Annotated in this window: 32 protein-coding genes; 12 read left to right on the top strand and 20 right to left on the bottom strand. The window is 65.0% G+C overall.

Annotated elements, in window-relative coordinates; genetic code table 11:
• Positions 1-19: 19 nt before the first annotated feature.
• The 5 genes from DPM35_RS28015 (at position 20) to DPM35_RS27990 (ending at position 6,162) form a co-directional block, all read left to right on the top strand.
• A complete protein-coding gene (locus DPM35_RS28015) occupies positions 20-1,216 on the top strand; it encodes a diaminopropionate ammonia-lyase (RefSeq protein WP_112130407.1) in 1,197 nt (398 codons plus the stop codon).
• A 45-nt stretch (positions 1,217-1,261) separates the two neighbouring features.
• Complete coding sequence (locus tag DPM35_RS28010) at positions 1,262-2,446, top strand: M20 aminoacylase family protein (RefSeq protein ID WP_112130404.1); 1,185 nt, start codon at positions 1,262-1,264, stop codon at positions 2,444-2,446.
• A gap of 331 nt (positions 2,447-2,777) precedes the next feature.
• Positions 2,778-4,895, top strand: a complete 2,118-nt coding sequence (locus DPM35_RS28005) for an EAL domain-containing protein (RefSeq protein WP_112130402.1) — start codon at positions 2,778-2,780, stop codon at positions 4,893-4,895.
• Positions 4,896-4,985: 90 nt separating this feature from the next.
• A complete protein-coding gene (locus DPM35_RS32610; protein ID WP_181592177.1) occupies positions 4,986-5,378 on the top strand; it encodes a hypothetical protein in 393 nt (130 codons plus the stop codon).
• Positions 5,379-5,682: 304 nt separating this feature from the next.
• A complete protein-coding gene (locus DPM35_RS27990) occupies positions 5,683-6,162 on the top strand; it encodes a hypothetical protein (protein WP_112130400.1) in 480 nt (159 codons plus the stop codon).
• 6 nt (positions 6,163-6,168) lie between these two features.
• On the opposite strand, the gene DPM35_RS27985 is transcribed toward DPM35_RS27990, so the two are convergent.
• Together DPM35_RS27985 and DPM35_RS27980 are read right to left on the bottom strand one after the other, a co-directional pair.
• The gene (locus tag DPM35_RS27985; protein WP_112130399.1) at positions 6,169-6,468 is read right to left on the bottom strand and encodes an AzlD family protein; all 300 of its coding nucleotides are present in this window, start codon (positions 6,466-6,468) and stop codon (positions 6,169-6,171) included.
• On the bottom strand, positions 6,465-7,208 hold the full coding sequence (locus tag DPM35_RS27980) for an AzlC family ABC transporter permease (RefSeq protein ID WP_112130624.1): 744 nt from the start codon (positions 7,206-7,208) through the stop codon (positions 6,465-6,467). Before DPM35_RS27980 ends, DPM35_RS27985 begins: the two co-directional genes overlap by 4 nt.
• Positions 7,209-7,377: 169 nt before the next feature.
• Between DPM35_RS27980 and DPM35_RS27975 the strand changes: the two genes are divergently transcribed.
• Positions 7,378-7,836, top strand: coding sequence for an Lrp/AsnC family transcriptional regulator (locus DPM35_RS27975; RefSeq protein ID WP_040981044.1), 459 nt, complete (start codon positions 7,378-7,380; stop codon positions 7,834-7,836).
• Positions 7,837-7,994: 158 nt separating this feature from the next.
• Here DPM35_RS27975 and DPM35_RS27970 read toward each other — a convergent pair whose 3' ends face one another.
• The 5 genes from DPM35_RS27970 to DPM35_RS32990 form a co-directional block, all read right to left on the bottom strand.
• Entirely contained in the window at positions 7,995-8,315 is a 321-nt protein-coding gene (locus DPM35_RS27970; protein ID WP_112130398.1) for a plasmid stabilization protein, read from the bottom strand.
• A gap of 41 nt (positions 8,316-8,356) precedes the next feature.
• Complete coding sequence (locus DPM35_RS27965) at positions 8,357-8,554, bottom strand: hypothetical protein (RefSeq protein ID WP_112130397.1); 198 nt, start codon at positions 8,552-8,554, stop codon at positions 8,357-8,359.
• A 31-nt stretch (positions 8,555-8,585) separates the two neighbouring features.
• A complete protein-coding gene (locus tag DPM35_RS27960; protein ID WP_112130396.1) occupies positions 8,586-8,804 on the bottom strand; it encodes a hypothetical protein in 219 nt (72 codons plus the stop codon).
• Between the two features lie 25 nt (positions 8,805-8,829).
• Positions 8,830-9,324 carry a hypothetical protein gene (locus DPM35_RS27955; RefSeq protein WP_112130395.1) on the bottom strand — a complete coding sequence of 165 codons (495 nt, stop codon included), beginning with the start codon at positions 9,322-9,324 and terminating at the stop codon, positions 8,830-8,832.
• Positions 9,325-9,476: 152 nt separating this feature from the next.
• Positions 9,477-9,692: a KGG domain-containing protein gene (locus DPM35_RS32990; protein WP_245431675.1), complete on the bottom strand. Its 216-nt coding sequence runs from the start codon at positions 9,690-9,692 to the stop codon at positions 9,477-9,479.
• 13 nt (positions 9,693-9,705) lie between these two features.
• Between DPM35_RS32990 and DPM35_RS32255 the strand changes: the two genes are divergently transcribed.
• On the top strand, positions 9,706-10,260 hold the full coding sequence (locus DPM35_RS32255) for a hypothetical protein (RefSeq protein WP_146768003.1): 555 nt from the start codon (positions 9,706-9,708) through the stop codon (positions 10,258-10,260).
• Positions 10,261-10,313: 53 nt separating this feature from the next.
• On the opposite strand, the gene DPM35_RS27940 is transcribed toward DPM35_RS32255, so the two are convergent.
• Together DPM35_RS27940 and DPM35_RS27935 are read right to left on the bottom strand one after the other, a co-directional pair.
• Positions 10,314-11,207 (bottom strand): alpha/beta fold hydrolase, encoded by an 894-nt coding sequence (locus DPM35_RS27940; RefSeq protein WP_112130393.1) that lies wholly within the window; start codon positions 11,205-11,207, stop codon positions 10,314-10,316.
• A 37-nt stretch (positions 11,208-11,244) separates the two neighbouring features.
• Positions 11,245-11,478 (bottom strand): DUF6894 family protein, encoded by a 234-nt coding sequence (locus DPM35_RS27935; RefSeq protein WP_112130392.1) that lies wholly within the window; start codon positions 11,476-11,478, stop codon positions 11,245-11,247.
• A gap of 164 nt (positions 11,479-11,642) precedes the next feature.
• On the opposite strand from DPM35_RS27935, the gene DPM35_RS27930 reads away from it, so the two are divergent.
• The gene (locus DPM35_RS27930) at positions 11,643-12,362 is read left to right on the top strand and encodes a Crp/Fnr family transcriptional regulator (RefSeq protein ID WP_112130391.1); all 720 of its coding nucleotides are present in this window, start codon (positions 11,643-11,645) and stop codon (positions 12,360-12,362) included.
• Between the two features lie 148 nt (positions 12,363-12,510).
• Here DPM35_RS27930 and DPM35_RS27925 read toward each other — a convergent pair whose 3' ends face one another.
• Both DPM35_RS27925 and DPM35_RS32605 read right to left on the bottom strand, forming a co-directional pair.
• Entirely contained in the window at positions 12,511-12,810 is a 300-nt protein-coding gene (locus tag DPM35_RS27925; protein ID WP_112130390.1) for a DUF982 domain-containing protein, read from the bottom strand.
• A 206-nt stretch (positions 12,811-13,016) separates the two neighbouring features.
• A complete protein-coding gene (locus tag DPM35_RS32605; RefSeq protein WP_181592176.1) occupies positions 13,017-13,193 on the bottom strand; it encodes a hypothetical protein in 177 nt (58 codons plus the stop codon).
• Between the two features lie 156 nt (positions 13,194-13,349).
• On the opposite strand from DPM35_RS32605, the gene DPM35_RS27920 reads away from it, so the two are divergent.
• Complete coding sequence (locus tag DPM35_RS27920; RefSeq protein ID WP_112130389.1) at positions 13,350-14,369, top strand: SDR family oxidoreductase; 1,020 nt, start codon at positions 13,350-13,352, stop codon at positions 14,367-14,369.
• Between the two features lie 16 nt (positions 14,370-14,385).
• Entirely contained in the window at positions 14,386-14,691 is a 306-nt protein-coding gene (locus tag DPM35_RS27915; protein ID WP_112130388.1) for a hypothetical protein, read from the top strand.
• Positions 14,692-14,717: 26 nt separating this feature from the next.
• Here the strand turns inward: DPM35_RS27915 and DPM35_RS27910 are convergent, their stop codons facing one another.
• The 3 genes from DPM35_RS27910 to DPM35_RS27900 form a co-directional block, all read right to left on the bottom strand.
• Complete coding sequence (locus DPM35_RS27910; RefSeq protein WP_112130387.1) at positions 14,718-14,903, bottom strand: hypothetical protein; 186 nt, start codon at positions 14,901-14,903, stop codon at positions 14,718-14,720.
• Between the two features lie 110 nt (positions 14,904-15,013).
• A complete protein-coding gene (locus DPM35_RS27905) occupies positions 15,014-15,370 on the bottom strand; it encodes a response regulator (protein ID WP_112130386.1) in 357 nt (118 codons plus the stop codon).
• A gap of 6 nt (positions 15,371-15,376) precedes the next feature.
• Entirely contained in the window at positions 15,377-16,384 is a 1,008-nt protein-coding gene (locus DPM35_RS27900) for an HWE histidine kinase domain-containing protein (protein WP_112130385.1), read from the bottom strand.
• Positions 16,385-16,770: 386 nt separating this feature from the next.
• Here DPM35_RS27900 and DPM35_RS27895 point away from each other — a divergent pair, with 386 nt between their 5' ends.
• Positions 16,771-17,766: a YihY/virulence factor BrkB family protein gene (locus tag DPM35_RS27895; protein WP_112130621.1), complete on the top strand. Its 996-nt coding sequence runs from the start codon at positions 16,771-16,773 to the stop codon at positions 17,764-17,766.
• 94 nt (positions 17,767-17,860) lie between these two features.
• On the opposite strand, the gene DPM35_RS27890 is transcribed toward DPM35_RS27895, so the two are convergent.
• Both DPM35_RS27890 and DPM35_RS27885 read right to left on the bottom strand, forming a co-directional pair.
• Positions 17,861-18,070 (bottom strand): hypothetical protein, encoded by a 210-nt coding sequence (locus DPM35_RS27890; protein WP_112130384.1) that lies wholly within the window; start codon positions 18,068-18,070, stop codon positions 17,861-17,863.
• A 121-nt stretch (positions 18,071-18,191) separates the two neighbouring features.
• The gene (locus tag DPM35_RS27885; protein WP_112130383.1) at positions 18,192-18,704 is read right to left on the bottom strand and encodes a YciE/YciF ferroxidase family protein; all 513 of its coding nucleotides are present in this window, start codon (positions 18,702-18,704) and stop codon (positions 18,192-18,194) included.
• Between the two features lie 268 nt (positions 18,705-18,972).
• Between DPM35_RS27885 and DPM35_RS27880 the strand changes: the two genes are divergently transcribed.
• Complete coding sequence (locus tag DPM35_RS27880) at positions 18,973-19,266, top strand: hypothetical protein (protein WP_112130382.1); 294 nt, start codon at positions 18,973-18,975, stop codon at positions 19,264-19,266.
• Positions 19,267-19,382: 116 nt separating this feature from the next.
• Here the strand turns inward: DPM35_RS27880 and DPM35_RS27875 are convergent, their stop codons facing one another.
• From DPM35_RS27875 to DPM35_RS27860, 4 genes are all read right to left on the bottom strand, one after another.
• Positions 19,383-19,979: a cysteine hydrolase family protein gene (locus DPM35_RS27875; protein ID WP_112130381.1), complete on the bottom strand. Its 597-nt coding sequence runs from the start codon at positions 19,977-19,979 to the stop codon at positions 19,383-19,385.
• A 10-nt stretch (positions 19,980-19,989) separates the two neighbouring features.
• Positions 19,990-20,529: an inorganic diphosphatase gene (locus DPM35_RS27870; RefSeq protein WP_112130619.1), complete on the bottom strand. Its 540-nt coding sequence runs from the start codon at positions 20,527-20,529 to the stop codon at positions 19,990-19,992.
• Between the two features lie 140 nt (positions 20,530-20,669).
• Positions 20,670-20,894 carry a hypothetical protein gene (locus DPM35_RS27865; protein WP_146768002.1) on the bottom strand — a complete coding sequence of 75 codons (225 nt, stop codon included), beginning with the start codon at positions 20,892-20,894 and terminating at the stop codon, positions 20,670-20,672.
• Positions 20,895-20,960: 66 nt separating this feature from the next.
• Positions 20,961-21,680, bottom strand: coding sequence for a Crp/Fnr family transcriptional regulator (locus DPM35_RS27860; protein WP_112130379.1), 720 nt, complete (start codon positions 21,678-21,680; stop codon positions 20,961-20,963).
• Positions 21,681-21,970 lie beyond the last annotated feature (290 nt).

The following is a 21,970-nucleotide window of genomic DNA, read 5'->3' as shown; positions in this document are numbered from 1 at the left end:
GCCTAGCAGGAAGACTAGCATGCTGCTTCTCAACCAACGCCCAGAACACAACCAGCCGTTGGTTGCCGCCGATGCCGAGTCGCTCGGCATGGCGGGAGGCGAGCGGGCCGAGCGTTACCTCAAGGCGCGCCATGACGACGCCGAAACGCCGCTGCACGCCTTGCCGGCGCTCGCCGGCGAGCTCGGCATCGCGGCGCTTCATGTCAAGGATGAGGGCCAGCGTCTTGGCCTTGGCTCCTTCAAGGCGCTGGGCGGCGCCTATGCCGTCATGCGGCTGGTGCTGGAGGAGGCCGGCAAGTGGCTGGGGCGCGACGTCGATATCGGCGAGATAAACGACGCCCGGGTGCGCCAGATCGCGTCCGGCATGATCTTCGTCTGCGCCACCGACGGCAACCATGGCCGCTCCGTGGCGCAGGGCGCCAGCCTCGTCGGCGCGCGTTCGGTGATCTTCGTCCATGCCGGCGTCAGCCGCGAGCGTGTCGCGGCCATCGCCCGCTTCGGCGCCGAGATCGTCGAGGTCGAGGGCGGCTATGACCATGCGGTGCGCGAGGTCGCGCGCGTCGGCGCCGAGCGCGGCTGGAAAATCGTCTCCAACACCTCCTGGCTCGGCTATGAGCGCGTCCCCGGCCTTGTCATGCAGGGCTATACGGTGATCGTGCGCGAGACGCTGCGGCGCATGGCCGAGCCACCCACGCATGTCTTCCTGCAAGCCGGCGTCGGCGGCTTCGCGGCGGCGATTGCCGGCCATATGGCGGTCATGCTTGGCTCCAGGCGGCCGAAGGCCGTGGTGGTGGAGCCGAAGCGCTCGGCCTGCGTCTACGCTTCGGCCGAGGCCGGACGTCCGGTGACCATCGGCCATCAGCAGCCGACCGTCATGACGATGCTCGAATGCGCCGAGCCGTCCCTCGTCGCCTGGCGCGTGCTGGCGCGCGTCGGCGATGCCTTCATGACGGTGGACGAGGAGGATGCGGTGGCGGTGATGAAGCGGCTGGCGCGGCCCTTGGGCAGCGATCCTGCGATCGTTTCGGGCGAGAGCGGCGGGGCAGGCCTCGCCGGGCTGGTCCGCGCCGCGGGCGACAGGCATATGCGCAAGGCGCTCGGCCTCGACAGGCATTCGCGCGTGCTCGTCATCAATTCCGAGGGCGCGACCGACCATGGCCGCTTTGCCGAGCTGGTCGGGATGGCGCCCGAAGAGGTCTTCCTGCAAACTGCCTGAGAGCAGTTCCGGTTCTCCGTGTTAAGAAAAGGCTTTGGGCGACCGATGGCCAGACTCGACCTCGAAGCTCTTCACCGCGAGATGACCGCGTGGCGGCGCGATCTCCACGCTCATCCTGAGTTCGGCTTCGAGGAAAAGCGCACCGCCGCTTTCGTCGCCCAGAAGTTGCGGGAGTTCGGGCTGGAGGTGGCCGAAGGCGTCGGCGGCACCGGCGTGGTCGGCACGCTGACCCGGGGCAGCGGCAATCGCGCCATCGCGCTGCGCGCCGACATGGACGCGCTGCGCATCGCCGAGCAGGGCACGCAGGCCTGGCGCTCGCAAACGCCCGGCACCATGCATGCCTGCGGCCATGACGGCCACACTTCGATGCTGCTCGGCGCGGCAAAGCTGCTCGCCGGCGAAGGCGGCTTCGACGGCACGGTGCGCTTCGTCTTCCAGCCGGCCGAGGAATGGGGCAGGGGCGCGCTGGCAATGCTGGACGACGGCCTGCTCGAGCGCTTCCCCTTCGAGGAGATTTTTGGGCTGCACAACATGCCGGGCCTGCCCGTCGGCCATTTCGAGACCCGAAGCGGTCCGGTGATGTCGGCGGAGGACAATTTCGAGATCGTGCTCAAAGGCCTAGGCGGCCACGCGGCGCGGCCGCATGCCGGTCAGGAGACGCTGGTCGCCGCTTGCGCGCTGATCGTCAACCTGCAAACCATCGTCTCGCGGCGCCTGAGCCCCGCCGATATCGGCGTCGTCTCGGTGACCGAGCTCGTCACCGACGGCACCCGCAATGCGCTGCCCGGGCTGGCGCGCATCCTGGGCGACTGCCGCAGTTTTCGGCCTGAGGTGAGCGCCGCGATCGAGAAGGAGATGCGCCGCATCGCCGAGGGTACTGCGCAGGCTTATAATGTCGCCGCTGAAGTGACTTACACACGCGAGTTCGTCCCCTTGATCAACGACGCGGCGCTGGTCGCCGAGGCACTTGCGGCAGCCCGCACGGTGCTGGCCGACGATGCCGTTGGCATCGCGGCCGACGACGCGGTTCGCATCGCGGCTGAGCCGATGACCGCGTCGGAGGATTTCGCCCGCTTCCTGACCCACGTGCCTGGTTGCTTCGTCTTCATGGGCAATGGCGGCACCGCCCCGCTGCACAACCCCGCCTACGACTTCAACGACGAAGCCCTGCTGCACGGCGCGCGCTTTCATGCGGCTGTGGTGCGGAGACGGTTGGCGGTGGCCGCGTGAGGTCGGCGGTTGACGAAGGCGGTCGAGCGCTAGTCTCCCCCCTTGTGGGGGAGATGCCCGGCAGGGCAGAGGGGGGCGCTGTCCCGCCGGCGTAACGGTGCCTGGGTTCCTCTCCCCCGCCAAAGGCGGGGGAGAGGTGTCCGCGAAGCGGACGGAGAGGGGCCTTCGTAGGGCGCTCCCCTCTCCGTCTCGGCTTCGCCGAGCCACCTCTCCCCACATTCGTGGGGCGAGGAACCTTGATCCTGAGGCGCCCCGAGGGGGAGATTGCTCGGTAACTCTTTCTTCTCTGCTTTCATGCAATGCTGCCGGGACCGGGTGGCAAGAACAAAACATGGCGGACGACAATAAACGCAACGGCAAGTTCTGGGCGCTGGCGCTTGATCGCGCTCATCTCGGCCTTTGGGACTGGAATCTGTCGACCGGCGATTGCTACTATTCACCGACCTGGTCGAAGATGCTGGGCTATGAGCCCGGCGAACTCGCCGACACGCCCGATCTCTGGCTGAAGCTTACCCATCCCGACGACCGCCAGCGCGCGCAGGAAAGCGGCGACCGGCACATTGCGGGCATTGCCGATTCCATCGAGACGGAGCTGCGCCTGCGCCACAAGGACGGCCACTGGGTCTGGGTGCTCGACCGTGGCGGCACCGTCGAGCGCGACGCCGACGGCAAGCCGCTTCGGCTGATGGGCGTGCAGACCGATATCACCCGCCAGAAAGAGGCCGAGGCGGCGCTCGAGCAGGTCAATGTCCGCTTCCGCCTCGCGCTTGCCGCCAGCGGCACCGGCATCTGGCACCACGATATCGGCACCAGGAAAAGCTTCTGGGACGCGCGCACCCGCGAGATATTCGGCCTCGTCGCCGACAGGGACGAGGTGTCGGCCGAGCTGTGGCACACCTATCTTCACCCGGACGATAAGGAAGCCACCGAACGCGCCCATCAGATCGCGCCGGGCTCCAACGACGTCGTGGCCTCGCAATACCGCATCATCCGGCGTGACGGCCAGGTCCGTCATCTCGAGACGCTGGTGCGCTTCATCGCCGATGTCGGCTCGGCCGGCCAGGTGCTTGGCACCGTGCGCGACATCACCGAGGAGAAGATGCGCGCCGAGGGACTCGCCTTCGCCGCGCGTCACGACGCCCTGACCGGGCTGCTCAACCGCGCGGCCTTCGACCGGCTGCTCGCCGAGAACATCGCCATGGCCGAGCGCCTGCCGCTGGCGGTGTTTTATGTCGATCTCGACTACTTCAAGGCGCTCAACGACTATGCCGGTCATGCCGCGGGCGACCTGGCGCTGAAGAGCGTCGCGGCGGGCATCCTCGCCAGCCTGCCCGCGTCGGCGCATGCGGCGCGCCTCGGCGGCGACGAATTCGCGCTGATGGTGCCGAACTGCAATGACGCTTGTGCCGAGCGGATCGCCCGCGCCGTGCTCGCCGCGGTGCGCGATGCCGATCTCGGCTCGGCGGTCACCTCGCGCAGGCTTGCCGCCAGCATCGGCATCGCCTTCGTGCGCGACCGCAACATGAGCGTGGCCGATGCGCTCGCCTGCGCCGACGACGCCTGCTACGCCGCCAAGGCCGGCGGCCGCGGCCGCTTCGCCGTGTTCTCGCCCGACACGACGTCGGGCGCCGGCGGGCTCAACGCCGCGCGGCTGGCGGCCGACCTTGTCGACGCGATGGAGGATGGCCGGCTGAAGCTTTACGGCCAGGAGATCCACCGGCTCGGCCTGCCATGGGAGGACAGCCGCCATGTCGAGGTGCTGGCCAGGCTCGAGGCCCGCACCGGCGCGATGATCCCGCCCGGCGATTTCATGCCGGTCGCCGAACGCTTCGGCCTTGCCGCGCGGCTCGACCGCTGGATCATCCGCACCGCGCTGACGCGCCACGGCCAGGCGATGCGCGCGGGCGCCATCGCGCTCGACTTCAACCTGTCGGCGCAGACGCTTTCCGACCCGCAGCTCTGGGATTTCGTCGACGAGGCCATCGCCGCGAGCGGCGCGCCGCCGTCGGCCGTCGGCTTCGAGATCACCGAGACCGCCGCCGTCACCAATTTCGACGCGGCGGCCGAGTTCGTGCGCAAGGCGAGGCTCCGCCATTGCCGGGTCAGCCTCGACGATTTCGGCGCAGGCATGAGTTCGTTCGAATATCTCAGGCGCTTCCCCATCGACGCCATCAAGATCGACGGCTCCTTCGTCGAGCACATCGCCGACAGCCGCTTCGACCGCGAGATCGTTTCGGCGATCGCCGGCATCGCCCGCTCGATGGGCGCCGCCGTGGTGGCCGAGAAGGTCGAGGAGAAAAACGCGCTGGAGATCCTCATGGGCATGGGCGTCGCCTATGGGCAGGGCTATTTCCTGCACCGGCCCGAGCCGCTGGAGGCGATCGTGGCAAGAGCCGCCAGCGGCACGATGTCACCGGAACGGCCGCATGCCAGGTTAGGCGTAAAATAAGCGGTTGCTAAAATTGCAATCACTCACTTAAGGGCGCCGTAATCCGCTACGATGATGATCCGAGGTCACAAAACGAATCGGAGCGCCTGGATGAAAACCCTTCCCTTGCTTGCGGCAACCGCAATCGGTCTGCTCGGCATCCTCGCCACCCAGCCATCCCATGCGGGCTCGGATAATGGCGGCGGGGTGACGGCGGCGTCGACGGCCGACGATGATGAGGAGCAGGTCAACACATCCAGTGTCGGCGACGACCAACAGGCCTCCGAGAATGACGAGGCCGGCGGGGACAGCGCCGCCTCCGGCTCGCATGAAGGCGACCAGGAAGCCGATGATCAGGGCGACGATCACGAGGGCGACCACGAAGGTGGGGACGGCGGCAGCCATGATGGGGGCGGCGACAGCGGCGGCCATGACGGCGGCGGCGACAGCGGCGGGCATGATGGCGGCGGCGGTGGCAGCGGCGGCGGTGGCGGCGACGACTGAATCACCGAGGCTCAGGGCGGCAATCCCGGATGGACAAGACCGGCAGGCAGGGGTAGCCCCTGCCTGCCGGCGTGGTTTAAGGCAAGTTCGGAAGGGTTCGGCCCAGAGACCTGGCCTTGGCCCTCAGCGATTGAGCCGGAACAAAGAGATGGCGCCAGTCATCGTTAAAAGGCGAACCATCATTCTATCGAACTTTTAGGACAGTCGGGCTACTGCCAGGGAAACGCTCTGTTCGGGACATGACGTCTTGGCTCGACTGTCCGGCGTCCGGTCCATGACGGACAGGCGCGCGCGAGACCCGGCAATGTCTTCGACGTTCAACACCACGCTTGTGATCCTGCAGCCGCTGCGCCTGCCTCCGACGGCGAGGCCGGCCGCGAGCATCGACAGCGCTTCCGGTCCGGCGGCTTTGCCGCTCACCCAGGCGGAGCCCGTCGTCGCCAAGTTCAGCCTCGACAGCCTCAACATCACGGCGACGAAGGTCCGGCTGATGCAGCGCGCCGGCAAGGAATTCGCCGTTGATCAGACAGACTACGATTCCGTGTCTTCCTACGGCTCGGCGATCAAGAACGCCGTCGAGGCGCTGAAACGGCAATCGCCGTCGGCGGTCCCCAGGATCGAAAGGCAGCTTGGCCTCGACCAGCTTGGCGTTTCGCTGGATACGCTCGTCAACGCGATCGTCCGTCCGCAAGGCGGCGACAACGACAGGCTGGATACCGCGTTGAAGCAGCACGCGGGCGGGGAGGGCGACCAGCCGGACGAGCTTGGACTCTACAGCCCCTGAGGCCGGTTATCCTATCAGCCATCTCAGGACGCCCGCCGAGGCCACCCCGATCACCACTGTCGGCAGCATCGACAGCCTTGTCGCGGCAAGCAGGGTGATGGCCAAAGCCGCAAGGTCGGCCGGGTTCCTCGAGACGAAGTCGGGCGCGATCACCGAGATCAGCACGCAGCCGGGCGCGGCTTCCATCACCGCCGTGGCGCGTGGGCTGAGCGCGCGGTTCTTGAGCACAACATAGCCGCCGATACGGGTAAGATACGTCACGCCGGCCATCGCCAGGATGGCAAGCACGGTCAGCGGATCGATCATGTCTCGCCTGCCAGGAACCACGCGGCCGCCAGGCCGGACACCGCGCCGGCCGCGACATACCAGGCGCCGGGGACGAGGAGATAGGCGAGCGCCGCCACCACGAGGCTGGCCAGCCAGGGCCGCGCCGCGGCAAAGCCTTTCCACATGCCCCGCAGCAGCACCAGGAAGACGGCCGGGAAAGCCATGGCGAAACCATATTTCTCGACGTCGCCGAGCACCGGGCCGAGCGCCGCGCCGCAGGCCGTGAACGCCACCCAGGCGAGGTAGACGGACAAGCCCGCGGCCAGATAGAACGGCAGGCTGAAGGCCGGCCGCATGCCGGCGGCGGCGCGCCGCTGCGCGTCCGCCAGGCCCACCGCCCAGCTTTCGTCGCACATCAGGAACAGCGCCGGAAAAACCTGGCGCTTCGGCAGGTGCCTGATGAAAGGCGCAAGGGCCGCGCCCATCAGGAAATGCCGGCTGTTGACCAAAAGCGTGATGGCGGCGATCAGCAGGACATGCGGCGGCGAGGTCCAGAGCTGGATCGCGGCGAATTCCGAGCCGCCGGCGAAATTGAGCCCGGTCATCAGCGGCACCTCGGCGACGGAAAGGCCCTTCTGCGCGGCTTGCGCGCCAAGGACCAGCGCATAGGGGATGATGCCGAGCAGCACCGGCGTCGAGGCGGCAAGCCCGCGCCGGAACTCGGCGCCGCGCCCGCCGGTGGCCCGGCCCTCGGCGAGGGGGATCTCTGAAACGCTCATGGCTCTGACTGCGGCCGGCCTCGCGGCCGCCGTTCTCCTGCTCAGTTGTCTGTCATCGGTGCGCGCACCATAGCCGAAACGCGCGGCAATCGGGTTGCGAAAATGCGCCATTTCTGCCAAGATTTGGCATTGGATAGCGCATTCAGGCAAGCGATTGGAATCTGGAACCATGAAGCTCGACGAGATCGACAGGCGCATCCTGCGCGCCCTGCAGCGCGACGGGCGCATGGCCAACAACGATCTGGCGAAAGAGGTCGGCCTGTCGCCGTCGCCCTGCCTGCGCCGCGTGAAGCTGCTCGAGGAGGCGGGCGTGATCGACCGCTATGTCGCGGTGCTCAACCCGGCCAAGATCGGCCGCGGCCAGACCTTCTTCACCCGCATCTGGCTGAAGCAGCAGGACGAGGACACGATCGAGCATTTCGCCGCCGAGGTGGCGAAATTCCCCGAGGTGATGGAATGCTATCTGATGCTGGGCGATTGCGACGCGATGGTGCGGATCGTGGCGGCCGGCATCGACGACTACCGCCGCTTCCAGTCGGAGCATCTGAGCCGCATCAAGGGCGTGCAGAACGTCAAGACGGACGTGCCCAGCCAGACGATCAAGCAGACCTCGGAGATGCCGTTGTAGGGCTTTCCCTTCGCCCCTTGTGGGAGAAGGTGGCCGCGAAGCGGCCGGATGAGGGGTGCTCCAGGGAATGCCAACGTCTCACTCCGCTGGAACACCCCTCATCCGTCTCGGCGCTGCGCGCCGATCCACCTTCTTCCACAAGGGGAGAAGGAAAGTCCTCAGTGATGCGCGTGGCGCTCCGCATTCCGCTTGCGCGTCGCGGCAGCCTTCTTCGCCGAAGCCGATCTGTCCGCCGCGGAGCGCTCGCCGGAGGCCTTGCCGCCCATCCTGCCGCCCTTGTGCGCGGCCGGATTGCCGGTGTGCTTGCCGCGCCCCGATCCGCCTTCCTTCTTGCCGCCGCCGTCGTCCCTGTTGACGGTCGCCCAGGCGCGCCGCTCGGCTTCTTTCTCCGAGACGCCGCGCTTCTCGTAGCCTTCGGCGATATGGTCGGCCTTGCGTTCCTGCTTGTCGGTGTATTTCGATTTGTCGCCACGTGGCATCGTCTTGCTCCTTGTTGCGCTGAATGGAATCGGGAAGGGATTCAATCGCCCTTCTTCTTGGCGACGTCGCCAAGGTCGGACCGCTCCGGGTCCTTGTTGTTCTCGCCGGCCGCATCGCGGTTCTCGTCGGGATCGTCCTTCGGCGGCAGGTAGCCGCGCGGCTTGTTGGCCTTCGGACCTTCCCATCGCGGCCATTGATCGGAGGTGCCGGGACGTCCCGGACGTGGTGCGTTGCTCATGTCTTCCTCGCTTGCGATTTTGAGAGAGCGCTCAGCCCTCCGCCTTCATGGTTCGTGCGATCTCGAGCAGCTTGGCGCGGTCGTGTCCGTGCTCGCGGATCAGCTCGCGCGCCTGCTTCGGCGAGAGGTCTGTGTTCTCCGCCAGGAAACGCACGTCGGGATCGTCGCCGCCCTTGACCGGCAGCTTGCCGGAGGAGGGAGCTTGTGCAGCGCCGGGGCGATGCGGGATGTTGTCCTTTGCCTGGGTCACGCAGGTCTCCTTTGATATCCGCTGATCAGTCCGCCGTCTGCGACTGCTTGCGGCGTGCTTCCTTCTTGCGGCGCAGCACCTCGTCGGTCCCGACAATGTCCTTGGAGCCGCCGGTGATCGCCGTGGAAACCACGGCCGGCGGATCGCTGGCCGGAAAGGAGTCCTCGAGGCCCGACTGCAACTGCTCTTCGAGCGTGTCCGGGTCCTCCGAGCGGCCTTCCGTGCGGCGACCGTCGATCTCCTCCAGATCCTGCTTGGCGTCGGGATGCTCACGCGCGTTGCGCAGCGTCGAGACGACGAGTTCGACCGCGAACTCCTTCATGGCCTCGGCATCCGGAGCCGTCACGTCGGTCTCCTCGACCAGACGCACCAGCGACTGTTCGATCCTGTCCAATTCGCGCACGCCCTGGCAGCGCGCCAGCTTTTGCGCCAGGGCATTGATCAGCAGCGGACCGAAGGTCGAATAGGCCTGCATGCGGGTCTCATCGACGCGTTCGGGATGAAGTGTATGCAAGGACATTGTTGCCTCCGTTGAACATCCTGCGGCGACGGCTGCCTGTTTGCGGCGGCCGGTCCTGAGGTCAACTGGAGGGCGGGGAAGATGTTCCATCCAGGCATTGATCTCGCGGGGCAAATGAAACGGCGTCCGCGACCGCGGACGCCGTTTTGAACTCAGCGCTGGCCGCCCTTCCGGCCTGCTTCCGAGGCGCGCTGACGGTCTTCGGCGAAGTTGCCGCTGCCGCCCCTGTGCTGGCCCGCGCTGCGCTGACCCATGTTGCGGTCCTCGGCCTGCTGCTGTCCGCCGCCGCGATGCTGATCCTCGCGGTTCTTGTGGCTCTGCTGGCCGGCCTTGACGTGCTGTTCGTGGGTTCCGCCTTGATTGGGCATATCCAATTCTCCGTTGGTCGGATTTTTCGTCAGGGGTGAAATCAAGGACGCGTTCGACATCCTTGAGTTAGGGGAACCAGTGCCGGCAACCCATGTTCCGGTCGAAATATTTCGTGACTCCGCCCGACTGAAGTCTGATCCGCAGAGCGCATTGGGCTGGCTTGTGCAACCAATGTGCTTTTTGCGAATTGGTGAGCGGCCGACGAGAAAAGCCCCCTCCATCGGCGGCCGTACTGGTGCCCGTCGATCGCTCCCCGCGCAGTTCGGCGGGGGCGCAATTCGGCGGGCACCAATATCCACCAACAAGAAGGCCGCGAAGCCGGCCTCGGAGCGAGACGACGTTTTGACCTATATCTCTGCAAAGCCCGCCAGGCAGACTGTCGAAACCCTGCCTGCCAACGACAACAACCAAGCCGCCCTTGCCGATCTTTCGTTTCTCGATGCCATCAACAACGAGGACGAGGTCGCCGACCTTGCCAGGCGCGCGGAGCGTCTGGGCCATGTGACGCTCATCATCATGGCAATCGGCCTGGCGGCTGCGCCGTTGCTTTACCTGATGCTTGCGTGAGCCGTACCGTCAGGTGCCTGGCTGGCCCGCGCCAACTCCCGCAAGGCGGGTCGCTATCTTCCGGAGAAGAATGCGTCGAGCGTGGCTGCCGTTTCGATCGGCGACTCCTCTGGAAAGAAATGACCGCCGGGCAAGGCGCCGCCGCTGACGTCGTCCGCCCAGTTCCGCCAGTGCGCCTCCGGGCCGCCTTCCTCGACGTACCATTCGGCCAGCGCCCCATGCTCGCTCCATAGCGCCAGCAGCGGGCAGGCGATGCGCCGGCCGGTCTTCCTGTCGGCATGGTCATGGTCGCGGTCGAGGGACGCCGCCGCGCGATATTCTTCGCAAATGGCATGGATGTGCGCCGGGTCGCGCAGCGCGTCGATATAGAGTTGCCGCACCCCGGGCGGGAACGCGTCGGGCGACGATCCCCAACCCGAAAGCGCATTGTCGACGATGGCATCGGCGGCGGCCGCAAGCATCGTCTCCGGCAGCGGCTCGGGTTGCGCCAGCAACGACCACGGCCAGTAGCCGAGGGCCAGTCTTGCGTCGGCGCGGTCCCACGCATCGGCGGTGGGAATGATGTCGAGCACGGCGAGCTTCTCGACGCGGTCCGGATGATCGAGCGCCAGCCGGTAGGCGACGCGCCCGCCGCGATCGTGACCGGCGACCATGAAGCGCCTGAAACCCAACGTCTCCATCAGCACCACCATGTCGGCGGCCATGGCGCGCTTGGCATAGGGTGCATGATTGGCGGCCGATGGCGGGCAAGAGCTTCGCCCATAGCCACGCAGATCGGCGCAGACGACAGTGAAATCCCGCGCCAGGCTTGGCGCCACCTCGCGCCACATCGCATGCGTCTGCGGAAAGCCGTGCAGCAGGAGCAGGCCGGGGCCGGCGCCGGCGCGGCGAGCGAAGATCCTGGCCTTACCGGTGTCGATCTCACGGCTGTCGAAACCGTCGAACATTGCTTTGCCTCCGGTATCTGGACCGGCGCCGGCTGCCTCAGGTCCAGGCCGAATCGAGCGTCAGCGACGCTTCGAAAATCTGGTCGCGCTTTTCGTCCAGCACTTTCACGGTGATGGTCAGATGCTCGCCGACCGGCATCTCGTCGCGAGCGACGTCATGCAGGATCCGCAGCGCCTCCATGCCGGCGCGCTCACGGCTGGGGAAGAGCTGTCCTTCGCTATCCCTCTGGCAGTGCTCGCTGTTGCAAAGGTCGAAATAGAAGCGTTGCATCGGGCTCGTCGATCCCCAATCTCGACGTTCAATTCGCGGACGCGGTCATGGTTCCAAACATCTGATCCGGAGGCAGAATCGGCCGTGCGCCGGCCTTGTGCGCGGGATCGCTCGCAACCAGCATCGGCCCCTCAGCGTTAGCAGTGGCGAACAGAGGACGGCGGATGCTGGAATCGCTTTATCTCAATCTCGGCCAGCACGACGCCCTGTCGGAGGAAGAGAAGGCGCTGCTCGCCGGCGCCATGTCGCTGGAAAGATATGTCGCTGCCGGCGAAGACCTCGTGACGGAAGGAACGCGCCCGACCTACAGCACGCTCATCGTCGATGGGCTCGCGGCCCGCTACAAGGTTCTGGAGGATGGCGGGCGCCAGTTCACCTCGCTGCAGGTCGCGGGCGATTTCGTCGACCTTCATGCCTTCCTGCTGAAGACGATGGATCACGGCATCATCGCGTTGTCGCCCTGCCATGTGCTGGCCGCCGAGCATAGCAAGCTGAAGACGATCACCGAACGGGCGCCGCATCTCACCCGGCTCCTGTGGCTGAACACGCTGGTCGACGGCGCCATCCATCGCGAATGGATCGTGGCCATGGGCCGGCGTTCCAGGCTCTCCCATCTCGCGCATCTGATCTGCGAGCTGTTCGTCAGGCTGCAGGTGGTGAACAAGACGCGCGAGATGAGCTTCCATCTGCCGCTGTCGCAAGCCGAGCTCGCCGACGTTCTGGGCCTGTCCGTCGTCCATATGAACCGCGTCATCGGCACGCTGCGCCGCATGAACGTGATCAACTGGACGAGCCATATGATCACGATCCTCGACTGGCAGCGGCTGGTCGCGATCGCCGAGTTCGATCCGACCTATCTCAGCATGGTGCACGAGCCTAGATAGACCGGCAGGACGGGGCGGCCTTCCAGAGCAATTTCAGGAAAAGTGTGAACGGTTAGGCTCGGCGACTTCGCCGTAGCCTTCCGCCTGGAAATTGCGACAAAACAAAGAGATAGAGCGGTTCGCCGTTTCCGTGAAACGGTGAAACGCTCTAGCCTGGCGGAACCTTGGAGCGCGACCACAGCTCGTCCAGCATGGTGAGCGCGGCGCTAGGCGCGGCCGACTTCAGCATTCCCTGCTGCGCGGCGGCCTTCTTGAAGGCGGCGAAGGCGACCGCCGGCCGGCAGGTGCCGGCGATCGCGTCGTCCACCAGCCGGGCCGCTTCGAGATAGGCCGGCGCTTCCTTGTTCTTCCATGTGCCGGCGAGCGCCTTCTTGGCCTCGGCCACCGTGGTGACCACCATCGTGCCGCCGCTGATGAAGCGGATGGTGAGGGGGAGGAAACGGCTCATCGGGTCCTCACCATCCGAGCCATTCGCGCGTGCGCCAGGCAAGGCCGACAAAGGGCGCCAGAGTGATCACGGCGGCGGCAAGGACGAGAACGGGGCTGTTGATAGGCAAGGTTTTCATGATGCACCACAAGATTGGGGATGGGCCTAAACGATGAGGTCGCCGGTCGGTTGCATCCGGCCGGCCAATCAGCACGACAAGCCTCGGGTTACATGTTGCTCGCGGGCCGGATCGGCGGCGCCGGCCGGTGCGGCGGCCGCGGGCGCGGCCTGAGCGGCACGTCGGCGAGCGAAGCGCGGATCACCCTCACCGGGATTGGCGGCGCGGCGGGGCGCCGGCGCGACAAAGCGGCCGACAGGCTGCCGATGAAAATTCGAACGTCCATTGGGACTCCTCCTCGAGAGTCCCCCCAATGACGAAGGGTTAGCACCCCGGACCGGTCAGCCGCATTTAACTTTGATGTATGCCGGCATCTCGGCAGTCGACGAACCGGGGCCAACCTTTTCTGGTGACAAGCGTTGTCCCCTGAAAGGAGACCATCATGCCGATCAGCAGCCGAACGAAATCAGATGCAGCCCGGAAATCGGTGACTGGCGAGAAACCAGACACCGCCAAGGCCGCGCGCAGGCAGCGCAGCGTCCAGCGCCAGGTCGATGCCACCGATCGCGGCAAGCCGAAGCCGAAAGCCTCCGGCGCGATGCAGGCCGGCGCGCGCCGCTATCCCACGCCGCCTTTCCCGAAGCAGCATCACCCCAAGCCCGGCGAGGAATGGGCGATCGAGCCGGCGCCGCTCTATGACGCGCCGTTCTGGCAAGGGTCCGGCAAGCTCAAGGACAAGGTCGCGCTCATCACCGGCGGCGACTCCGGCATCGGCCGCGCGGTCGCCGTGCTGTTCGCGCGCGAAGGCGCCGATGTCGCCATCGTCTATCTCAGCGAGGACCGCGACGCCAAGGCGACGAAGCAGGCGGTCGAGGCCGAGGGCAGGCGCTGCGTCACGCTGCGCGGCGACGTGGCCAAACGCGCCTTCTGCCGCAAGGCGGTGGCCGAGACGGTCAAGGCCTTCGGCAGGCTCGACGTGCTCGTCAACAACGCGGCCTTCCAGGTCCACTCAGCCGACTTCGCCGATCTCACCGAAAAGCATTTCGACACCACGCTGAAGACCAATCTCTACGGCTATTTCCACATGGCGCAGGAAGCCGTGCCGCACATGAAACCCGGCTCGGCGATCATCAACACCGGTTCCGTCACCGGCATCGAAGGCTCAAAGGAACTGGTTGATTACTCGATGACCAAGGGCGGCATCCACGCTTTCACGCGCGCGCTCTCCGGCAACCTCATCGCGAAGGGCATCCGCGTCAATGCGGTGGCGCCCGGTCCGGTCTGGACGCCGCTCAATCCGTCGGAAAAGCAGGCGGGGGACGTTTCGCAGTTCGGCGCCAAGACGCCGATGAAGCGGCCCGCCCAGCCGGAGGAGATCGCGCCGGCCTATGTGTTCCTGGCCTCGCCGCAATGCTCCAGCTACATCACCGGCGAGATCCTGCCGATCATCGGGGGCTACTGACCATCAGGAGGATCCCATGAAGAAAGCACTTCTCATAGTGGCCTTCGCTCTGATCCCCGCCATGCCGGCGGCGGCGCAGACCGCCGCCCAACCGAAGGGTCAGCCGACGCAGAACTGCCAGGCCCAGACCGACGCCAACGGCCAGCAGCAGAAACAGAAGCAACAGGCCGATACCGACGAACTGTCAAAACAGCTCAGCAATTGCGGCGGCGTGCTGAAGCCGCCGCCGACCGGTGACGACAACGCGACGCCCCCGCCGCCGACCGGCAGCGAAATGCCGATTATCAAGCCGGGCGAGGTGCCGCCGCAGACGAGCAAATGAGGTCCCGCTCCTTTGAGCAATACGGATCAGTGTTTGCGCTTTTCGCTTCCGGCCGGCTTGAGGACCGGCGAGGCGTGCGCCTCGCGGATCATCCGCAGGGCTTCGTCGCGGGTGAGGCCGCATTTGCGGGCAAAATAAGCCGCCTCATGGATTTCGGCGGGGGACGCCTCCGCGATGCCCGAACTGGCCTGTCTGTCCTTCTTCTTGGCCATCGGTTCACCGTGCCATGAATCACTTAGTCAGCTAAGTATATACCCGTTCGTTGCTGTTTCAATTGCGCTGCATCGCGATGGGATGAGGTTTCGTGCCCAGGGTCGCGAGGTCAGGACGTCGAGAGCTTCGCCAGAACCTCCAGGAGGTTCCGCTCCGATGTCGGTTTGCCCACATTGGGCACCCCCGCCAGCACGGCCCCGCCGACGAGTTCCGGCTTGTCATAAGCGCTCGCCACCGCGAAAGGCACACCACGGCTGCGCAAGGCCTCGGCTACGAGCGTGACGAGTTGGTCGCCTAAATTCACGTCGAGCAGGGCGACCGTCGGCCGTTCGTCTTCCAGCAGGCGGAGCGCGTTTGCGACTCCGGCGACTGGGCCCAGTACCCGCCATCCCTGGCGCTCGAGCATGACCTTAAGATCCATCGCGATGACGAATTCATCCTCGACGATCAAGATGGTCTTTTGCACCGGCCATCAATCTGGGCGAGCGGCCCTTTCGAGTGGGACGACTATCTCGGCTTCGAAACCTTCGGTTCGGTATTTCTGTTCCACCTGGCCACCGAGATTGTAGGCGATGGCGAATTTAATGAGTTGGGTTCCGTACCCTGTCGAGGCAGGCTTGCGTACCGGCGGGCCGCCGCTCTCGCGCCATGACAGTCGCAGCAATGGATGATCGCCTTGCTCGACCTCCCATCGTATTCGGACCGTCCCCGCCGGGGCTGACAAAGCGCCATACTTGATGGCATTGGTCGCCAGTTCGTGCAGCAGAAGACTGAGCGACATGATCTCCTTCGAGGCCAATGCCACCGGCGGCCCGGGCTCGACGATGATCGTCTCCGGAGTGGTTTGGAAGGGCTTTGTCGCTCGCGCCACCAAAGCTTCGAGGCTGTCTTCACCATGATCGCTGAATGCCAGATCATTTGCGTCCGCAACGGCGTGCAGCCGGCCGAGGAACACCTTGCGATATTCCTCTCCCGAAATGCCTTCCGCCTTCGTCTGGTTGGCCAGCGCCCGCACCAGCCCAAGCACGTTCTTGAGCCGGTGCCGGAGTTCGCCAAACACCGCTTCGAATTCCGCTTCCTTCCGGCTTCTCTCCGTAATGTCCACGATCGACAGCAACATGAGGTGGCTGACATTGTCCGGATTGAACACGGTGCGCGCTGTGAGAAGCATGATTTTCTTCCCGATTTGCGGGAAATCATGCGTCACTCTGTAGTCCATCACTGCCGAGCTTTTCGGGATCACCTCTCCCAGAAGATGACGCAGCTCGGGGATATCCCATTGACCGTTGCCCAGCTCGTACAGGTGCTGTCCTATGGTGTCGTAACGGTCCACCGCGAATGTTCTGAAGAAGGCGCGGTTTGCGCTTTGCACGGTCAGGGCGGAGTCCAGCACCAGCATGGGATCGGGAACAGTGTCGACAATGCCTTGGGCCTGCACGTGACCTGTCCGAAGAATCCGGTAGAGGTCCTCCAAATCCATTGCCAAGATACCCGTTAGCCCGACAGCTGTAAGCTAGCCGCCGATCATACAACTGCGCCTCCCCAAAGCGAAGATCGCGCGGCACGGTTTTATGGCATCGGCGCTGGGCTCCGCATTCCTCCAGCTTCCGGCCCTCGGGGTGTTCGCGGAACCATAGGGCCGGCACCGGGTTGTGATTGGCGGGCCGTGTCAGCCGGACCTGGTGGCAAAGAGAACAGGGCTGGTTTCTCCGGCTTCCCGCCCTGGCCAACGAAAAGGCAGCGGAGTTCTTGTCCCACCCGGCCCGCTTCGCATCGGGCTTGGGCAGCAAATGGCAGATAAGACGCAATCCGACAGAGCCGACACCGAACCGCGCCCGGTCCGTGTCCGAAACAGGTGAGGGGGCGATGCCGCGCTGGGTCGACGAAGGCTGGATACTGCTGAAGGAAAGCGTCACCGGCTACATCAAAGACAATGCACTGAGCCATGGCGCGGCGATGGCCTTCTACGCCACCACGTCGCTGGCGCCGATCCTGTTGATCGTCGTCGCGATCGCCGGTTTCGTCATCGGCAACGATGCGGCCCAGCTCGCGCTGTCGGCCGAGATATCGGGCGTGATGGGTCCACAGAGCGCCGATCTGCTGAAGGCCACGATTGAGACCGCTTCGCATGGCTGGTCGAGCACGCTTGCCACGCTGATCGGGCTGGTCACGCTTTTCATCACCGCGTCGGGTGTCTTCGGCGAGATGCAGCAGTCGCTCAACGAAATCTGGAAGGTCAGGCCCGGCGGCGTGTCGCTGCCGCGCCTGATGCGGGCGAGGGCGGCCAGCCTCGGCCTCGTGGCGGCGCTCGGCTTCCTGCTCCTGGTCTCGCTGGCGGCCAGCGCTGCGATCGCCGCCTTCGGCGAGATCATCAACCGGAGCCTGCCGTTCGGAGAACTGATCGTCAGCGCGATCAACACCATCGTCTCCTTCGTGCTGATCGCGCTGCTCTTCGCCGCCATCTACAAGGTCCTGCCGGACCGCAGGCTCAAATGGCGCGATGTCGGCGTCGGCGCGCTGGTCACCGCGCTGCTCTTCACCATCGGCAAGTCGCTGATCGGCTGGTATATCGGCACCAGCGCCATCGCCACCTCCTATGGCGCGGCCGGAGCGCTGATGGTGGTGCTGGTATGGGTCTACTATTCGGCGCAGATCTTCCTCTTCGGCGCCGAGATCACGCGCGCCTATTCGGTGCGCCGTGGCAGCCGGCGGGATCTCGCGCCAGTGGTGGCCGCCGATCCGCCGACGGCCGCCGCCGCCCCGCCGCCGGCGCGCGGCGCCTCCGGCATCGAAGTCGCCGTGTGGATCGTCATCTCCGCCCTGATCACCGCGTTGATGTCGAAAACCGGCACCAGGCAATAAGCCGAACCGCCGCGATGGAAGTGCGTAAGATCAAGGAGATAGCGCGTTTCGCCCAGGGACCGGTGAAACGCACCCGGCCTCATTGGACGCGAGCTTACCGCTCCTCCTGGCGCTTCTCGATCTGGTAGGACAGCCAGCGGCAGAACATGCCGGCGATCGAGGCCGCGGCGCCGCCGAGCAGACAGGCAACCAGCAACGGACTTTGCGACGCGCTCGACCAGCTTACGATGGCAAGCAAAATCACGCTGACCGTCGAGATCAGATAGCCTATGCCCTTCAGCAGGTGGAGCGACGCTTTTGTCATCGCAAGGGTTTCCGCTTACGGCAACTCCCGGCGGGCGCTGAAGTTCCATGGGTCGATGGCGGGTCGGGAAGACAGGCCCTGCGGCTTGCCTTCCCGTATGGCGTGGCAACTTGCTCGAAGCTCAGGCTGCCTCCGCCGCGACATTGACCGCGGATTCGGCGAGCTTGGTGAGCGCGACGTCCGTTTCCTTCTCTTCGTTCAGCGTCTTGTCCAGCAAGGTGACGGCCTCGGTCAGGCCGAGTTCCTGCGCCCAGGTCCTGAGCGTGCCGTAGCGCGAAATCTCATAGTGCTCGACGGCCTGCGCCGCGGCCAGCAGGCCTGCGTCGAGCGAGGGCGAGCCCTTGTACTCGTCCATGATCTCGGCGCCTTCCTCGGTAATGCCCATGATCGCCTGGCAGGTCTTGCCCGCCGGCTTCTTGTCGATCACCTCGAACACTTCCTCGAGCCGCGCGACATGTTCTTCGGTCTGGTCGCGGTGCTTTTCGAAGGCGGCCCTCAGCGCATCGTCCTGCGCCGCCTTGGCCATCTTGGGCAGCGTTGCCAGGATCTTCTTCTCGGCGAAATAGATGTCCTTCAGCGTGTCGTGAAACAGTTCGTTGAGGCCCTTGTTCGAGGCCGCTTTCGTTGTCGGCATTTCCGCATCTCCTGAGTGGGGTGGATAACCAACCCAACACAGTTTTTTCGAACTTGTTCCAAACTGAATTTTTCGGCGAATGCGACCGGAAACCTCATTTGTTGTTGACCGCCGCCCGAAGAAATCGAGAGCCGATCGAAGGAGGCAGGCCGACGGTCCTCGGGCGGCAATTCGCACGGCTGCATTTCTTTGATTCCGTCTGGAACTTTTTGCCAGGACACGCGCTGTTGAAAAGCAGTTGTTTGCAACGAAGGCAGGGAGCAGGAAAATGAATACCAAGATCCTTTGCATGAGCGCGATCGCGCTTTCGCTCGCCACCGGCGCGGCGATGGCCAGCAGCGCCAAAGGAACGTCGGCCTTGGACGACCCGCAAAAGATGGCGCCTTTCTTCACCGATGCGGGGATGAAGACGATGAAATCCGGCGATGAGTTCAAGAAGGCATGGCTGGCCATGAACGAGGAAGACCGCACCTCTATCAAGAAGGATTGCGGCGACGAGGCCATCGCCAAGCAGCATGACAATTTCTGCAAGATGACCAAGGAGCTCGGCGGCGCGAACTGACGCCGATCGATGAACAAGGAACGGCGGCTCTTTCGGCCGCCGTTTTGTTGTTGGGCCGCCGGGACGGCGATGCCGCCTTCATCCACATTTGTTTAATGGGCGCCGATTCGAGCCCGCTAGACCCAGAAATCCAGGATTTCATCCACCGGAGCGACCTCCACGTGGTGCGAGTATCTCTTGGTGAACAGTCTCACGATGGCGTCATAGGCTTCGTCGGATGTGCTGCAGATCGCGTCTTCGGCCAGTATCGTGCGAAAGCCGAAGTCGATCGCGCCGAGCAGCGTCGCCAGGACGCACATATCGGCCTCGCCGCCACTGACGATTATGGTGTCGGCGCCTTCGGTTGCGAGGGTGCGACCCAGCGTGCCGTCGAACCAGGGCGAGTAGACGGGCTTGTCGAATTGCCGGGCCGGCGGGACGAAGCTCTTCAGCTCCGGCGCCAGTTCGATAATGTCCGCGCCAGCGTTCTGAAGCGTCATATCGGCCCAGTGTTCGTAGTAGCTGCGCCACTGGCCCTGACCGTCTCCCGGGCGCATCGCTGGAATGAAGCGCGTGAATATGGTTCGCTCCGGCCTTTTCTGCGTGAGCCTGATGATCATGGGCAGGGTCTGCGGGAACCATTCGACCGCCCATGGGCCGGGGGGCATGAACATGCGCTGCATGTCGACACAGATATGCACGGCGTTGGCGGGGATTGGGCGGGAGACAGGCATCGGCGCCCGTTCAGCGGGCGCGTTTTCGCCTGAAGGACTTCATCCCCTTCGTCAGGGATGCCTTGGCTTCGGCGGCGCTCTGCCAGCCTTTCAGTTTGATTTTCTTGCCGGTGCCCAGCACCGAAGAAAGGAAGAACTGCTCGATTTCCCGGCGAAGGTCCTCGGGCACATCGGCGGAGACCACCGGTTGATCCGGCGCGTCTTCCTTGTGAGGGCAGAAGATATACCTGTCGTTGCGGACCTTCGAGCCGTCGGGATCGCGCTGCTTTATCCTGAGCGCGCCCAGCAGGTCGCATTTTATGACGACGCCCGGAGCGGCGGCGGCCTGATGGATGACGAGCCCGTCCAGCGGATCGCCATCGTCTCCCAGCGTGGATGGCACGAAGCCCCAGTCGTACGGATAGGTGTTGCCCACCGGAAGCGGGCGGGAATATTCGAACACGCCGGTCTTCGGCTCATAGGCGAGCTTGGCGGCCGATCCCCGCGGCGTTTCAATGACCACGCGGAAGAGGTTGCGAGAAATAGCCGGAAGCGTCAGATAATCAGCCATCGAAAAGACCGGAGCCAGGACCAAACCACCTTGCGCAAGGTGAACTTCGCCGGCACCTAAATGTTCCGTGGCGATGGAGATGGCCGGCTGATCGCTCGAGTGGGGAGGGTTGGAACCGCTTTGCGTTGTTCCGTGCGGAATCAACCCTTCCGGCCGACAATCCGGAACTCGAAGACGCCGGGGTGTAGCCGCGTTGGCGGCTTGTCGTTCAGCTCGACCACCCGGATCCATTTCCCGGCGCCGCCGCGCAGCGTGACCTCGGCGCCGAGCGCCTTTTGCGCAGCCTTGAACGCCGCCATCGCCTCGACAGCATGGCTTGCAAGGACGGTCTCGCCATCCACCTCGTCTACGCGATAAGCCCTCAATCCCGCGCTCCCGACATGGCCAGGCTGGCCGGGAATGCGAGGCGGCGAAATCACATTTGATAGCGGTCAGCGCGGCTCGCGCGTCATTGAGAGATAGGTCGGGTCGAATTCGGCGATCTGCTGCAGCTTCTGCCAGTCGAGGATCGTCACGGTATGGTTCGCCCAGGCGATCACGCCGCTGTTGCGCAGCGCGCTGATGACGCGGTTCATATGCACCACCGACAGGCCGAGCACATCGGCGAGCTCGGCTTGCGAAACGGGCAAATGGAAGCTCATGTCGTTGGTCCGCTTCACCACCTGCAGCCTGACGAACAGCTCACAGAACAGATGCGCCAGATGCGAGACTTTCGAGCGCCGTCCCATGGCGACGATCCACTCGCGATGGATGGCGCCGTCGATCAGCGTGTCGAGCCACAGAAGCCGCGTCAGGTGCGGCGCCCGCTCGGTGATGCTGCGCAGCTTGGAATGGTCGGCCAGGATGACGCGGCAGGGCGACAGCGCGATGACGCCATGGTCCATGGTCTTCAGCAGGAAGGCGTAGAGGTCGACGAAATCGCCTGGAACCTGCAGCGAGGTGAACTGCCGGCCGCCATCGGCCAGCACCTTGTAGCGGGCGGCGAGGCCGTCGAGGATGAGCGTGCTGTAGGCCGGCCGCGATCCCGAAGCGACGATGTCCTGCCCGGCGGCGAAGCTGCGCTCGCCCGCCATCAAGTTGCCGAGTAAGGCCTGCTCCTCGTCGGATAGGCTGTCATGCTGGCCGAGGTTCAGGAAAAGCGATTCAAGCATTCATGTCTTCCATGAGCAGGCCGGGCGGCCCGATCACAGGGGATGTCACAGTGATTCAAAAACAGGCGCGTTTGACGAGGTATGGGGTTGTTGGACAGAGTGCGCTAACATTTGATAACTCGGCGCTTTTTCTCCCGCGAAATGCCGACGAACGCGTCTGCGCCGGGCGTTGGCGAATGGCCGGCGCCGCCGGGATCGCCTGATGCCATGGCTTTCTGGAAGCGACGCAAGGTGGCGCGCCGGGAGCGTCGCGAAGGCAAGCCGAATCCGGATACTGCGGCGTGCCCGCG

Source organism: Mesorhizobium atlanticum (genome assembly GCF_003289965.1).
GTDB classification, from domain to species: Bacteria; Pseudomonadota; Alphaproteobacteria; order Rhizobiales; family Rhizobiaceae; genus Mesorhizobium; species Mesorhizobium atlanticum.
This window is presented reverse-complemented; position numbering and strand designations above follow the sequence as displayed.

Coding starts and splice junctions, on each gene's coding strand:
- DPM35_RS28015 (WP_112130407.1), top strand. CDS start 20: ATGCTGCTTCTCAACCAACGCCCAGAACACAACCAGCCGTTGGTTGCC.
- DPM35_RS28010 (WP_112130404.1), top strand. CDS start 1,262: ATGGCCAGACTCGACCTCGAAGCTCTTCACCGCGAGATGACCGCGTGG.
- DPM35_RS28005 (WP_112130402.1), top strand. CDS start 2,778: ATGGCGGACGACAATAAACGCAACGGCAAGTTCTGGGCGCTGGCGCTT.
- DPM35_RS32610 (WP_181592177.1), top strand. CDS start 4,986: ATGAAAACCCTTCCCTTGCTTGCGGCAACCGCAATCGGTCTGCTCGGC.
- DPM35_RS27990 (WP_112130400.1), top strand. CDS start 5,683: ATGTCTTCGACGTTCAACACCACGCTTGTGATCCTGCAGCCGCTGCGC.
- DPM35_RS27985 (WP_112130399.1), bottom strand. CDS start 6,468: ATGATCGATCCGCTGACCGTGCTTGCCATCCTGGCGATGGCCGGCGTG.
- DPM35_RS27980 (WP_112130624.1), bottom strand. CDS start 7,208: ATGAGCGTTTCAGAGATCCCCCTCGCCGAGGGCCGGGCCACCGGCGGG.
- DPM35_RS27975 (WP_040981044.1), top strand. CDS start 7,378: ATGAAGCTCGACGAGATCGACAGGCGCATCCTGCGCGCCCTGCAGCGC.
- DPM35_RS27970 (WP_112130398.1), bottom strand. CDS start 8,315: ATGCCACGTGGCGACAAATCGAAATACACCGACAAGCAGGAACGCAAG.
- DPM35_RS27965 (WP_112130397.1), bottom strand. CDS start 8,554: ATGAGCAACGCACCACGTCCGGGACGTCCCGGCACCTCCGATCAATGG.
- DPM35_RS27955 (WP_112130395.1), bottom strand. CDS start 9,324: ATGTCCTTGCATACACTTCATCCCGAACGCGTCGATGAGACCCGCATG.
- DPM35_RS32990 (WP_245431675.1), bottom strand. CDS start 9,692: ATGCCCAATCAAGGCGGAACCCACGAACAGCACGTCAAGGCCGGCCAG.
- DPM35_RS27940 (WP_112130393.1), bottom strand. CDS start 11,207: ATGTTCGACGGTTTCGACAGCCGTGAGATCGACACCGGTAAGGCCAGG.
- DPM35_RS27935 (WP_112130392.1), bottom strand. CDS start 11,478: ATGCAACGCTTCTATTTCGACCTTTGCAACAGCGAGCACTGCCAGAGG.
- DPM35_RS27930 (WP_112130391.1), top strand. CDS start 11,643: ATGCTGGAATCGCTTTATCTCAATCTCGGCCAGCACGACGCCCTGTCG.
- DPM35_RS27925 (WP_112130390.1), bottom strand. CDS start 12,810: ATGAGCCGTTTCCTCCCCCTCACCATCCGCTTCATCAGCGGCGGCACG.
- DPM35_RS32605 (WP_181592176.1), bottom strand. CDS start 13,193: ATGGACGTTCGAATTTTCATCGGCAGCCTGTCGGCCGCTTTGTCGCGC.
- DPM35_RS27920 (WP_112130389.1), top strand. CDS start 13,350: ATGCCGATCAGCAGCCGAACGAAATCAGATGCAGCCCGGAAATCGGTG.
- DPM35_RS27915 (WP_112130388.1), top strand. CDS start 14,386: ATGAAGAAAGCACTTCTCATAGTGGCCTTCGCTCTGATCCCCGCCATG.
- DPM35_RS27910 (WP_112130387.1), bottom strand. CDS start 14,903: ATGGCCAAGAAGAAGGACAGACAGGCCAGTTCGGGCATCGCGGAGGCG.
- DPM35_RS27900 (WP_112130385.1), bottom strand. CDS start 16,384: ATGGATTTGGAGGACCTCTACCGGATTCTTCGGACAGGTCACGTGCAG.
- DPM35_RS27895 (WP_112130621.1), top strand. CDS start 16,771: ATGCCGCGCTGGGTCGACGAAGGCTGGATACTGCTGAAGGAAAGCGTC.
- DPM35_RS27890 (WP_112130384.1), bottom strand. CDS start 18,070: ATGACAAAAGCGTCGCTCCACCTGCTGAAGGGCATAGGCTATCTGATC.
- DPM35_RS27885 (WP_112130383.1), bottom strand. CDS start 18,704: ATGCCGACAACGAAAGCGGCCTCGAACAAGGGCCTCAACGAACTGTTT.
- DPM35_RS27880 (WP_112130382.1), top strand. CDS start 18,973: ATGAATACCAAGATCCTTTGCATGAGCGCGATCGCGCTTTCGCTCGCC.
- DPM35_RS27875 (WP_112130381.1), bottom strand. CDS start 19,979: ATGCCTGTCTCCCGCCCAATCCCCGCCAACGCCGTGCATATCTGTGTC.
- DPM35_RS27870 (WP_112130619.1), bottom strand. CDS start 20,529: ATGGCTGATTATCTGACGCTTCCGGCTATTTCTCGCAACCTCTTCCGC.
- DPM35_RS27860 (WP_112130379.1), bottom strand. CDS start 21,680: ATGCTTGAATCGCTTTTCCTGAACCTCGGCCAGCATGACAGCCTATCC.